This is a genomic window from Pseudomonas sp. TH07 (assembly GCF_016651285.1).
Classification (GTDB): domain Bacteria; phylum Pseudomonadota; class Gammaproteobacteria; order Pseudomonadales; family Pseudomonadaceae; genus Aquipseudomonas.
In genome coordinates, this window is sequence record NZ_JAEKED010000001.1 from 6,251,733 (window position 1) to 6,264,021 (window position 12,289).

General features: G+C 60.7%; 9 protein-coding genes. 4 read left to right on the top strand and 5 right to left on the bottom strand.

The window, feature by feature from the left end; genetic code table 11:
- Positions 1-30: 30 nt before the first annotated feature.
- Positions 31-1,554: a sensor domain-containing diguanylate cyclase gene (locus JFU57_RS28535; protein ID WP_201131603.1), complete on the bottom strand. Its 1,524-nt coding sequence runs from the start codon at positions 1,552-1,554 to the stop codon at positions 31-33.
- Positions 1,555-1,871: 317 nt separating this feature from the next.
- Between JFU57_RS28535 and JFU57_RS28540 the strand changes: the two genes are divergently transcribed.
- From JFU57_RS28540 to JFU57_RS28555, 4 genes are all read left to right on the top strand, one after another.
- Complete coding sequence (locus tag JFU57_RS28540) at positions 1,872-2,561, top strand: hypothetical protein (protein ID WP_201131604.1); 690 nt, start codon at positions 1,872-1,874, stop codon at positions 2,559-2,561.
- A gap of 192 nt (positions 2,562-2,753) precedes the next feature.
- Positions 2,754-4,178 (top strand): FAD-binding oxidoreductase, encoded by a 1,425-nt coding sequence (locus JFU57_RS28545; protein WP_201131605.1) that lies wholly within the window; start codon positions 2,754-2,756, stop codon positions 4,176-4,178.
- A gap of 30 nt (positions 4,179-4,208) precedes the next feature.
- Positions 4,209-5,156: a LysR family transcriptional regulator gene (locus JFU57_RS28550; RefSeq protein WP_078468548.1), complete on the top strand. Its 948-nt coding sequence runs from the start codon at positions 4,209-4,211 to the stop codon at positions 5,154-5,156.
- A 48-nt stretch (positions 5,157-5,204) separates the two neighbouring features.
- Positions 5,205-6,524 (top strand): MFS transporter, encoded by a 1,320-nt coding sequence (locus tag JFU57_RS28555; protein ID WP_201131606.1) that lies wholly within the window; start codon positions 5,205-5,207, stop codon positions 6,522-6,524.
- Between the two features lie 146 nt (positions 6,525-6,670).
- On the opposite strand, the gene JFU57_RS28560 is transcribed toward JFU57_RS28555, so the two are convergent.
- From JFU57_RS28560 to JFU57_RS28575, 4 genes are all read right to left on the bottom strand, one after another.
- Positions 6,671-7,150: a DUF4265 domain-containing protein gene (locus JFU57_RS28560; RefSeq protein ID WP_201131607.1), complete on the bottom strand. Its 480-nt coding sequence runs from the start codon at positions 7,148-7,150 to the stop codon at positions 6,671-6,673.
- A gap of 39 nt (positions 7,151-7,189) precedes the next feature.
- Positions 7,190-7,876 carry a hypothetical protein gene (locus JFU57_RS28565; RefSeq protein ID WP_201131608.1) on the bottom strand — a complete coding sequence of 229 codons (687 nt, stop codon included), beginning with the start codon at positions 7,874-7,876 and terminating at the stop codon, positions 7,190-7,192.
- Positions 7,876-8,835: a hypothetical protein gene (locus tag JFU57_RS28570; protein ID WP_201131609.1), complete on the bottom strand. Its 960-nt coding sequence runs from the start codon at positions 8,833-8,835 to the stop codon at positions 7,876-7,878. The genes JFU57_RS28565 and JFU57_RS28570 overlap by 1 nt, the downstream gene beginning before the upstream one ends.
- Positions 8,836-9,209: 374 nt before the next feature.
- The gene (locus JFU57_RS28575) at positions 9,210-12,149 is read right to left on the bottom strand and encodes a DEAD/DEAH box helicase (protein ID WP_201131610.1); all 2,940 of its coding nucleotides are present in this window, start codon (positions 12,147-12,149) and stop codon (positions 9,210-9,212) included.
- Between the last annotated feature and the right edge of the window lie 140 nt (positions 12,150-12,289).

A 12,289-nucleotide genomic window follows, 5' to 3' on the forward strand; every position in this document is an offset into this window, starting at 1 on the left:
TGGTCGCAGCCTCGCGTGGCGGGTCAGCGGCTACAGGGCGTGGATGGACGGATGGGCGAAGGTGTGAGTGCGGTTGCGGCCCTGGGCCTTGGCCGAGTACAGCGCCTGGTCCGCCAGTTCGATCAACTGGCTTGGGTCGCAAGGCTCATCCTGCGCCACCCAGGTGGCCACCCCCAGGCTCACGGTAATGATCCCGAACGGGCTGCCCAGGTGCGGCAGGCCCGCGCTCTCAATGGTCTGGCGGATGGTTTCGGCCACGGCTCGCGCCCCGGTTTCATCGGTATTGGGCAGGACCACGGCAATCTCCTCGCCGCCGTAGCGCGCCACCCGGTCCCCGGGGCGCCGCACGCACTCCTCGATCAGGCGGCTGATGCTTTTCAGGCATTCATCCCCTGCCAGGTGCCCGTAGTGATCGTTGTAGCGCTTGAACACATCGACATCGATCAGCACCAGCGACAACGGGTTGCCCGTGCGCCTAGCACGCTTGAATTCGATGTCCAGGAAGCCGTCGAAACTGCGACGGTTGGCCAGCCCCGTGAGCTTGTCCTGGGAAGCCAGTACCTCCAGGGCCTGGTTCAGTTCCAGCAGGGTGCCCTGGCTGGCGAGCAGCGCCTGCTCCGCGCCAATCCGCCGGTTGATATGGGTGATCAAACGCCGCCCCAGCACCAGCACCAGCCCCAACAGCAGCAGGACCACCGCCATCGATTGCCGGGTCTGGCTCCACCAGCCTTGCAAGGCCTCGTCACGGCCCACGGCAACGGTGGTCACCAGCGGGTATTGGTCGCTTTTGCGAAAGGCATACAGACGGCGCATGCCATCGACCCTGGAGGCGAAATCCGCAGTGCCCCAATCCTGCTCCTCCAGCGCCTGGGCGAAGATCGGCGCCGAAGACAGGTCGCGGCCGATGTCCGCTTCGTGGAACGGATAACGCAACAGCAGGCGCCCCTGGGACGAGGTCAGGCTGATAACCCCGGTGTCGCCGACGTGGATGCGCTTGTAGAAACCCAACAGGTAATCCAGGCCGATGCTGACCGACACCACCCCGGCAAAGGAACCATCGGGATAGTCGATGCGCCGACTCACCGGGATCACCCAGTCGCCGGTGGCACGGCTGCGAATCGCCGGGCCGATAAACGCGGTCCATGAGCGGTGGTCGCGGTGGTAGGTGAAAAACTCGCGATCGGTGACATTCATCGGGCCCAACGCCGTCACCGTGGAAAACTTCAGATCGCCCTGGGCGTCGTACCAGAACATCGCATTGAGCTGCGGCAACGCCGCCATCTGCTGCGCCACCACCCCCCGCAAACGCGACATCTGGCGCGGATCATCCTCCAGGTGCTCGACCCGCTCGGCCAGGCCGATCAGCACCAGCTCACTCTGCTTGAAGATGCCGTCGGTGTAAGTATTGAGGGCGTTGGTCAGGTTGACCGTATCGGTCTGGATATCACTCAGGGTGTTGTCGCGAGCGGTCCAGACCTGCCACAGCGTCAACAGAATGACCGATGAACACACCAGGTAGGTCAACAGTGAGGCAAGCCGAAGATCGCGTTTCAATAGGGCAGCACCGGTGCAATAGGCAATCGTCAAAAAGGCGCGAAGCTCAGGATCGTCACCCCCAGGGGCAGTGACAAACCCCAGGGCCGAGCAACAGCGCCGTCATGCTGAACACGCCGCCAGCGGCGGTCCAGCAGAACCATACACCCTGTATCGGCGCCTTGGGCATTTGCTGCAATGCCACAGGCCTGGTCGCCAGGATAAGGCCCACAGCTGACGGTATTAAAAAGGCATGCCATGATCCGCGCGCTGTTGACTGCCCAGCGAGTCCTGGGCAAATGACGCCACGGACCTTTCAACCCTGATACGGAAATCCCATGTCCTTTGTTCCCCCATTTGCCAACTTGCTGCTGGCGCACCTGCAACAGGAAGAACGCCAGCGCGTGCTCAAATCCATCGTCGTCACCGTCGCCCCCGAGCTGTGGCTGAGCCTGGAATCGGCCGCCTTGCTCGACATTCACCGCGACAAACTCAACCTCGGCGGCCAACTCGACGAACGCATCGACTACCGCCTCTCAGGCGACCTGGCCGCGCGCACCAACGTCCCGCGCTGGCTGATCGCCGCCGAGCGGCGCAAGGTGGATATCTGGGTCGAGGACAGCTACGCCGAACAGCCCTCCACCGCCCTCGAATTCAAGGTGGTGCACAACAACAAAAATACCTACGACAAGATCTGGCAAATCCGCAACGACCTGGCCAAGGCGATTCCCCGCACCTCACCTAAGGAGCGCATCGAACGCTGGGGCATCGTGCTCCTGACCTACTCGCGCTTCTACAGCGACCAGCAAGGCGGCTACAGCTACGGAAAATTCGACAGTTGCCAGGCATTCCTCGACGCCTTCAGGCACGGGCTGAATGACCCCGACCCCTGGTACGAAGGTGCACCGCAACTGGAACTGGTGATGGCGCCGACCAAGGTCACGGACCTTGAAGATGCGCACTACATCGAACCTGGAAAAGAAGCCGGGGTGTATCTGGCGCTGGTCAGGTGCAAGGGTCAGGGGTGACACGGAACGGGGCGTAGGGGTGTTCGCCTGCAACGCCAACCGCGCCCGCCACCATCTGCCTGCGCGATACCGCCATCTCAATTCTGCACGACCCACACCCCCTGTATGCAGTTAGGATATGGGCAACTCCCCCGCCCCGGGCCCACGGCCAAGCCGCCGAACCCGAGGAACAATAAAACCGGAGACTGCTCGATGCTGCCCACCGCCACCGCTACGCCTGCTTCCCTGCCGCTGCCCAACGCCCTGCTGGATGAACTGACGCTGTTGCTGGGCCCACGTTTCAGCACCTCGGCCAGTGTTCGCGAACACCATGGCAGCGATATCTCCGCCCTCGACCCCATGCCGCCGCAAGCCGTGGCCTTCGTCAACGGCCTGGATGAAATCGTCGCCGTGCAGCAGGCCTGCCACCGCCACCGGGTGCCGATCATTCCCTATGGCAGCGGCAGTTCCCTGGAGGGTTGGGTGCATGCGCTGCATGGCGGGGTGTGCATCGACCTGTCGGCGATGAACCAGATTCTGGAAGTACGCATCGACGATATGGACGTCACCGTGCAACCCGGGGTGACCCGCAAGCAGCTGAACGCAGCGCTGCACGGCACCGGCCTGTTCTTCCCCATCGACCCCGGCGCCGATGCCTCCCTGGGCGGTATGGCGGCGACCCGAGCCTCGGGCACCAACGCCGTGCGCTACGGCACCATGCGTGAAAACGTCCTGGCCATGACCGCGGTATTGGCCGATGGCCGGGTGATTCACACCGGGGGTCGGGCGCGTAAATCCTCGGCCGGCTATGACCTGGGCCATCTGCTGATCGGCTCCGGCGGCACCCTGGCCACGGTGGCGGAACTGACGGTCAAGCTGCACCCGATCCCGGAAGCGATTTCCGCCGCGGTGTGCAATTTCCCTAGCGTCGACCAAGCGGTACGCACGGTGATCCAGGCCATCCAGCTGGGGGTGCCGATTGCCCGTATCGAGCTGATCGACGCCCTCACCGTCCGCGCTCTGAATGCCTACAGCAAGACCCAATTGCACGAGGCGCCATCGCTGTTTTTCGAGCTGCATGGCTCCGAAGCCAGCGTCAAGGAACAGGTGGAGACCATCCGCATGCTGGCCGATGAACACGGCGGCCAGGACTTCGACTGGGCCGTGCACCCCGAAGACCGCAGCCGCCTGTGGCAGGCGCGGCACGACGGTTATTTTGCCGCCATCGCCCTGCGCCCCGGCTGCCGGGCCTTGACCACCGACGCCGTGGTGCCGATCTCGCGCCTGGCCGAATGCATCGAAGCCACGACTGCCGACCTGGAGCAAAACGGCCTGCTGGCGCCGATCTTCGGCCATGTGGGCGATGGCAATTTCCACGCGGTGATCCTGGTCAACCCCGAGGACCCGACCGAAGTGCAGCGCGCCGAAGAGGTGGCCCATCGCTTGGCAGAACGGGCCATCGCCATGAATGGCTCCTGCACCGGCGAGCATGGCATCGGCCTGACCAAGCAAGGTTTCATGAGCCTGGAACATGGACAGAACGCGGTGGATATCATGGCCGCGATCAAGGCCGCCCTCGACCCACAGCAGCTGATGAACCCGGGCAAGATCTTCGTCCGCGGCACGCCAGTCGAATAGGCGTCGGCCCTCAGCGCGCAAGGAAGGCTTATGGAAATCAGGCAACTCAAATACTTCGTCGCCGTGGTCGATGCCGGCAGCCTGTCCCGGGCCTCGCGGGAGGTGCACGTGGCGCAATCGGCCCTGAGCAAGCAGATGTCGGCCCTGGAAGCCGAACTCGGCGCGGTACTGTTCCATCGCAGCAACAGCGGCATCGTCGCCAACGAGGCGGGCAAGGTGTTCTATGAATACGCCCAGGGCATCCTCAAGCACCTGAGCGCGGCCAAGGCCGCGGTCAACCCGCAAGCGGCGACCCTGAGCGGTTCGATCGTGCTCGCCTTGCCGCAAAGCGTGGCCACTATCGTCGCCCTGCCGCTGATGCAGGCCGTGGCCCGCACCTACCCCCAAGTGCAACTGCACTTGAATGAAGAACTCACCGGCAACCTGGTGGACCAACTGGTGCGCGGCCGGGTCGACATCGCCCTGTTCACCGATATCGGCCTGCCCTCGGAAGTCAGCTTCAGCCCGCTGATCGAAGAAGACTTCTACCTGATCCACCGCGCCGGCGCCCCGCACATGCCGCCTCCCGGTGACGTGACCCTGGCCCAGGCGGTGGCGCAGCCCCTGGTGTTCCCCAGCCGCGCCCACAGCCACAGCACCCGCGCCTTTGTCGACCAGGCCGTGGCCCAGCAGCAGTTGCCGCCGGCGACCGTGGCCATGGAAGTCAACTCGGTGCACATCCTCAAAAGCGCGGTGGAGGCCGGCATCGGCCCGAGCATCATGCCGCTCAACCTGGCCCTGCGCGAAGTCGCCGAAGGCCGGCTGGTGGCCCACGCCATCACCCCGCGCGTGGTGTTCCGCACCCTGGGTATCTGCGTGTGCGAGGCCCTGCCCGGCAGCAACCTGCGAACCCTGATCGCCGCCCTGATCGGGCAGGTGGTGCGCGACATGTGCCGCTCCGGCGAATGGCCCGCGACCCGCCTGCTGCCCGAAGGCTGAACCGCTGTTTCACCCATTGCTTCGACAACAAGAATAAAGAGGCTAGCCATGAATCAACCTTCCCCGCCGCCCGCGGCCCTCGACGACGCGGCCCTGCACTCGGCCTACCGCAAGACCGCCTGGCGCATCATCCCGCTGCTGGTGCTGTGCTACCTGGTGGCCTACCTGGACCGGGTCAACGTCGGCTTCGCCAAGTTGCAGATGCTCGACGACCTGAAATTCAGCGAAGCGGTGTACGGCCTCGGCGCCGGGATCTTCTTCGTCGGTTACCTGCTGTTCGAAATCCCCAGCAACATCGCCCTGCACCGCTTCGGCGCGCGACGCTGGATCGCCCGAATCATGGTCACCTGGGGCCTGCTGTCGGCGGCCATGATGTTTATCGAAACGCCCCTGACCTTCTACGTGCTGCGGCTGCTGATCGGCATTGCCGAAGCCGGCTTCTTCCCCGGCATCATCTTCTACCTCACCACCTGGTTCCCCAGCCAACGCCGGGGCGTGATGACCGCCCTGTTCATCATGGCCCTGCCGATTTCCAGCCTGTTCGGCTCACTGATCTCCGGCCTGATCCTGCAACACCTCAACGGCGTCTCCGGCTACGCCGGCTGGCAATGGCTGTTCGTCATCGAAGGCCTGCCCGCCGTGGCCCTCGGCGCCGCGGTGTTCTTCCTACTGCGCGACCGCATCGCCGACGCCCACTGGCTCACCGCAGACGAACGCCACGGCATGCAAGCCGCCATCGACCGCGAAGCCGCCAACAAACAAAGCCACCGCCTGCGCGACGGCCTGCTCAACCCCCAAATCTGGCTGCTGGGCGCGGTGTACTTCTGCCTGGTACTGGGCCAATACGTCATCAGCTTCTGGCTGCCCACCATCATCCGCAACAGCGGCGTGCAGCAGCCCTGGGCCATCGGCGTCCTCACCGCCCTGCCCTACGCCGCCGCAGCGGTGGCCATGGTCATCGTGGGCCGCAGCTCGGACCGCCACGGCGAGTACCGCTGGCACCTGGCAGTCTGCGCGGGGATTGGCGCGCTAGGCGTGGCCTTCGGCACCTTCTTCGGCGACAACCTGATGCTGGCCATGTTCGGCCTGATCATCGGCACCGCCGCCATGATCAGCAGCCTGCCGGTGTTCTGGGGCTTGCCCACCGCTGTGGTGGGCGGCGCCGCAGCCGCTGCGGGCGTGGCGTTGATCAATACCCTGGGCAATGTGGCGGGGTTCTTCAGCACTATTGTGGTGGGGTGGCTGACCCAGGTGACGGGGAATACCCAGGCGGCGATGTACTTTATGGCGGCGATATTGCTGGTGGGTGGGGGCTTGGGGCTGTTGGTAAAACGCGTTCATAAAGCACCCCGGCTGCAGATTGCCTGAAACGGCATGGCTCATCGGCGGGGATAGAATTGTCCAACAGCTTGTTGGACAATTGCCTGGGCGCATCGCCCCTCAATGACCCAAAGCTGCCGGGCTACTTGGTCGCTTACTTGATCGGTTACTTGGTCGCTTTGGCCACAGTCCGGTCACTCCAACCACCAATTCAACAGCGTCTCATCCTCATCATCATCGAGGTTTTTATAGACGTTCGCGTAGTACCACTGGATCCCGGTTTTTTCGCGGAAGCCATCGAAAAACCTGTTGATGTTCTCCATCCCGTTTTTTGCAGGAACAGCCAACGCCAGATTGCCTTCGCACACCCCATCCAAGGTGCCCTTCAATTCACGAATGACATCGTTTTCAAGTGCGCTGATCACCTCCGGATCAATGTAATCGGCGTAGATCTGAATGCAGAAATTACCGCCCCGCTTCAGCACTTCGGCCGGTGCATCGGGATTGCGGAGTGAAACGATATCGCCCCGCGCCAGGTTTTGCGCCAGGCCCGGGGAGGACAGCAACTCGTAAGTGTCCTCATCGATCTGCCGCGCCAGCAGCTCCTCGCGAACGGCGCCATCGTCATCGGCCATGTACACCTGAATCAGCACCGGTGATGGTTTATCCAACATAGGGAACTCCACAGATTAACTTGCAGGTTCTGATCAGCCTCACGGCAACACCTCAAACCGTCCGCTGCTTTTATTCCACGCAAACCCCGGCAACGAGCAGCCACTCAAACTGATCCCCACGCGATCCCCCTCGGCCTGCACCTGCAACGTATCCACGCCCTGGTTCGGGCACCCCGGCTCGGCGAGCGCCAGGGTCTGCAAGGGCTTGCCGGTGGCCTTGCTCAGCACCTCAATGGCCGTCACCCGCCGATCATTGCCCTGCATCGGCAACTGGAAATACCAACGCGGGGTGGATGCACTCTGCAACAGCGCCGTGCTCGGCTGCGGCCACGACCGGTCCGAATCCACCAGGCCCACCAGCTTCAGGCTGATGGGCAAAGTCTTGCCGGTGCGATAGCTGGTCCAACTACCGCGCACCTGCTCGCGCTGACGGCTGACCATCAAGTCGTTGAACTGCAAACGCGCCACCGGCAAGCCCTGCTCGTCCAGCTCATCCATGGCCAGCACCTGATTGCTGAAACTGAAGGTCGGCTTGAGCCGGATCGGCGTGCGATAGCGCTGGTAGGCATAAGTGCCCTGGTACACGGCATTCTGGTTACCCAGGGTCAGCACAATCGCCTGCTTGCCCAAGGTGCCCTCATACACCCCATGAGCCGCCTGCGCCGGCAGCATCCACAGCACCAACAGCCCCGCCGCCAAACCGCGGTAAAGATCACCCCACCCCATCAGAAACGCTCCTCGCCAGACGACAGAAACTCCAGCCGATCCGGGCTGATTACCCGGTAATAATCCCAACGCCGCGTGCGTTGATCGAAATTGATAAAGTCCTGCTTGCTGAACTCCATCTGGCCACTGGGCGAAAAGCGCAACGTACCGTCCACGGCGAACTGCTCCAGCAGCGGATGGCGCAGGTACTGCTGGCTTTCACGGTTGTACAGGTAGTACTGAATGGGCCCGCACAACATCCGGCCATCCGACTCCGCCACGCGATAACTCTGGGCCTGAAAATCCATCGGCGACTCGGCCTGGAAATGCCCGAAAGTCAGCGTCCCGGTGCCAACCGCAGACAGGCACCACGGCCCACTGATCTCCTGCACCTGCGCCCCCGTAACACGACTCATCACCCGAATACGGTCCACCCGCGCCACCTCCTCCCCGGCCTTGCGCGCGGCATGCACACTGAAATAGAAATCCTTGTCCTGCGCCGGCTGCAGCAAATCCCCGTCAAATGCATCCCGCTGACTGTCACCAAAACGCGTTACCCGCTGCAACCGCAACGGCTGCTGCGCGCCCGTGCGCAAATCGACAAACGAGCCCTGCAGGGAATCGGCCCCCTCGGTGAACGGCTGCAAAGACACCGCTGCCGCCGGCAGAGTCGGGTTGTCCATGATATTGATCAACAGCCCCGCGCCTTGGCGAAACGGCGTCAACTCCAACGGAATGGGCAAGCGCTCGGCTTCGGTAAACCAATAACCGGAGAAGCCACCGCCGTATTGCGGGTCGTAGGTTAGAGCCAGTTCTACCGGGGTAGAACCGAGGGTGCCGCGGTAGGTAGTGGTGGGGTTGGCGTGGGCGCTGGGGGTGGTTAGGGCGAGGCCTAGCAGGAGGGCTGGGGCCAGGAGGTGTGGCAGGTAACGCCGTTTACCAGCCCTTGTTTGCGTACAGCCATCAATGGACGGGGTCATGCGGGCGCTCCTTGCTGAGGGGGGAAAGGGGCGCAGGATAGCAAATCGTTCTGGTTTTTTCGGGTAAAGAAGAGGGTTCTTACAGCGATGCTGTTGGCTGCGATTATCCCAATGCCTATCGTTGGAAACGTCAGCTGATGAGTCAGTGATGGGGGTTTCCAGCTCCGGAACTGGCTCTGATTAGTAACGACGACTTGTAAACAGATGATCATAGATGGCTGCTATCGGCCAAAAAGCGGCCATCGAGCACCTTGAAAATTCAGGACGCTTCAGGCTAGCCAAGCTTGTGATGACAAAAGCGAAGTCGGTTTCGGAGGCAGGGATCACAGCATGACATCAGCGGAATCAGATGCAATTCCGCTGGTGCAATTGAATTAGGGGCTAACAATGACCTTGATGTCCGATCCCGAGATGCTCTTGATGTATGAGTAGCTCGTTCCCAAGACGGCCAACTGTTCCTTCGACACCTTCTTCACTGATATCGCGGGTTGGACGATCACAAACTTGAAAATCAGCTCATGGTCGTGGCATTTGTTGCGCAGTATCTCCAGCTGCTGAGGCGTGCCTTTCAGGATTCTGTCGAAGTCCTTCAGCAGTGATTGCTGGTAGCGATCCATCAGTCGGTTGAAGAACTTATCGCCCGTGTACAGCCATTTCACCGATCTCGACGCCTGACCGCATACCTCATAGACGTCGGCGACGCGCGCCCCGGGCGCGGCCACACCATCCGCCATAGGGCAAAATTTACAGTGGTAAAGGTCGACGTAGATGGCGTCCTTGTTTTCCCGAATAGCCACCAGGTCAGCGATTTCGCCTTTGCCGTCATCATTAAAGACGATGGAGTAGTCATCAGCGATCTTGTCAAAGGTGAAGCCTTGTACTGAGTCCTTACGTCGTTCTGCACGCATGGACTCCTGATGGATTTTCGTCGTTCCCCAATCCCAGGGTTCGAGCAAAGCGGCAGGAAGTTTTACATCCATGCTGTTGAGCGAGTACTGACGGTAGTTGCCCTGCACCATCGAACCGTCGACCTTGAGCAACACAAGCGGCTCTGCATCCAGGTATGAGTCCAGTGGCATTTCGTGGGGGTAAAGGATCTTCACACCTGGGCAGGAGGTCTTGTATCCGTCCTCCAACAACTTGATGGCGATGGTAGTAAGGCGACGCTCCTTGCCATCGTTGTCCGCGACCAAGACGGGTATCTCCAGCGTCCGCGTGTCACTGTACTCAGGCTTACCAAGCTCAACGTCGAGAAGGTTGAAAGTCTCTCCCTGAAAATACAGCGAGATCCTTTGCTCGTTTTCGATCGCGATCGATACAGGCCAATCGGCGTAGAACAGGCCTTCTGGCCATCTGTCCTTTATTTGGTCAGCACGCATGACATTTTTGAGTACGTCACCAGGGTCGATGGTGTTGTCGTTGAGTTTGACGGACATGCGCTTGCACCACTCGACCCAGTAGTTGATCGGAGAGGAGTTCATCTCCCAGATCTTGCCCTTGTGCGAGCAGCCCACCGTGGTTAGTTCTCCATCCTCAAAACCGGTGGCGAAGATGTTGGACTTTGTCGCATTGCCCTTCTCGATGTCGCTGATCACCTGGTTGATATCACGCCCCACGTGCATCGTGAATCGCAGGTCTTTCCGGGCGCGGGACAGGCCAACGTTCTGAAGCTTCATCAGCTTGATGTCGTGGAGCGTCCGAAAGGTCGGCTCACCATTGATGCGACGAGAGTCTTTGGCCACCAGGTTGAGAAAGTGAGTTGCCTGGGTGTCGTCACCTGAGGTGTGAATGAACAGGGTTTCCTGCGCCTTGTTATAGAAAGCGATGTACAGATTCCAGTTGGTATCGACGATTTCTTCTGTCTGAGCCCACCCAACCAGCGTCTCTCGCCGAGTCACGGCAATAACAGTATCCGCCTGATCATTGATCGAGATGTACTGCAGTGTTTCTCTGCGTCCGTCCAGGCTCTGCGCCCGCTGTGGTGTCCAGTCCGTAGGAGAGACGTGATACGCCACAGCGCTGATTTTGGGGTTGGGGTTCAGCCCAAAAATCACCTGGGCATCGTCCCCTTCGGCAAACTGCTCGTTGAAGTCTGCCTTCGCAATCTCCCGGCCAACCTTTTGCTCGCTCACGTTGCGAATGACTGCACCCCAGTCAGCACTCTCCTTGTAGAGGTCTGCCATCTGGTGGTCGGCCTTCTGGTTAGCGATGTTCGCCACGAATTTCGCATCACCAAGGACCGCATCAACCCTTGTTAGCCGACCAATGAATTGGAGCGTCACCGCAGGACTTTGGTGTTGATCATGAATGGCGGCGATTTTGAGCTCGGGCAGATCAAAGCCTTCGCCAAGCATGTCGACGCAGACGATGATTCGGTGCTTCTTCTTGACGATCTCCGCCATCACCTTGGCTTGGTTCGGCACCTTGCTGTGAATCAGCACCGGCGTCAGGTCGGGGTGCTGCTTGTAAATCTCGAACAGGTCTGTTGCCCGCTTGTGCGACTTGGCACGCACCATCATCAAGTGGTTGTACCCAGCCTTGAGGTCAGCCCGGAGTAGCTCAACAGCCTTGTCTGCGATGGCCTGGTCGGACAGCTTGAGGTTGTACTCTCGTACTGGATGGAACTCGATGCCTTTGAAATAGCCATCAAGCTGCGCATCCCGAAGCGGGTAGTTGTAGATGATCTTGCCGGACAGAGCCAGACCATCCTCCCGGAATGGCGTTGCTGTGAATTGAATGCAAGGTCTGCCCCTGAAGGCGGTTTTGATTCGGTTCCAACTAGCGGCCACGACATGGTGAGCTTCATCGATCATCAGGTGACTGCACATGTTCACCAGCGCTGCCAACGCAGAGTCTTCGAATAGCAGCAGGGCCTGCGGAGTGGCCACAATGATGTTAGCGATGGCCAACTCAGCAACTTGCGCCTCAGACAACTTCGAATCGATGGCTGCAACAATGGGATTACGCGCCGTGTCCGACACTGCCCCTACGGTACGAAGCGTCTTCATTTCCGTGCACTTGCCCACCAACTGCGTCCGGAGGGCGTCCGAGGGAACCAGGATCAAGGTTCTGACCATCCTCGCAGCGATGATCAGCGCGAGCATGGTGTCGGTCTTTCCTGTACCGGTCGGCATGACCACGGTGGCGGTCGAAGAGGAATCAACCACAAGGTGCCCCAAGGTGGCATAAAGCGCAGCCAGTTGCGGCTTACGCAGCCCGGGGGCGTTCGTCTTGGGATCGTCGAGACTGAAATTGAAGAGATGGTTTTTCCAGCTCTGGTACACATCCAAATGCGTTATGACTACATCGTCCATGGCGATTACCTGGAAGCAGAAAGTACTTCTGGAGAAGAGAGTGGCAATATGGTAGCACTTCCCCTATTGCTTGCATGACCTTAACCACTTAGACATAAGGACAAAATCAGTCGAGCCCTGCTCAGGATTACCGAACTGTA

What these genes read in the sequence shown, in the direction of transcription:
- JFU57_RS28540 (WP_201131604.1), top strand. Translation starts at nt 1,872, where the DNA reads ATGTCCTTTGTTCCCCCATTTGCCAACTTGCTGCTGGCGCACCTGCAA.
- JFU57_RS28545 (WP_201131605.1), top strand. Translation starts at nt 2,754, where the DNA reads ATGCTGCCCACCGCCACCGCTACGCCTGCTTCCCTGCCGCTGCCCAAC.
- JFU57_RS28550 (WP_078468548.1), top strand. Translation starts at nt 4,209, where the DNA reads ATGGAAATCAGGCAACTCAAATACTTCGTCGCCGTGGTCGATGCCGGC.
- JFU57_RS28555 (WP_201131606.1), top strand. Translation starts at nt 5,205, where the DNA reads ATGAATCAACCTTCCCCGCCGCCCGCGGCCCTCGACGACGCGGCCCTG.
- JFU57_RS28560 (WP_201131607.1), bottom strand. Translation starts at nt 7,150, where the DNA reads ATGTTGGATAAACCATCACCGGTGCTGATTCAGGTGTACATGGCCGAT.
- JFU57_RS28565 (WP_201131608.1), bottom strand. Translation starts at nt 7,876, where the DNA reads ATGGGGTGGGGTGATCTTTACCGCGGTTTGGCGGCGGGGCTGTTGGTG.
- JFU57_RS28570 (WP_201131609.1), bottom strand. Translation starts at nt 8,835, where the DNA reads ATGACCCCGTCCATTGATGGCTGTACGCAAACAAGGGCTGGTAAACGG.
- JFU57_RS28575 (WP_201131610.1), bottom strand. Translation starts at nt 12,149, where the DNA reads ATGGACGATGTAGTCATAACGCATTTGGATGTGTACCAGAGCTGGAAA.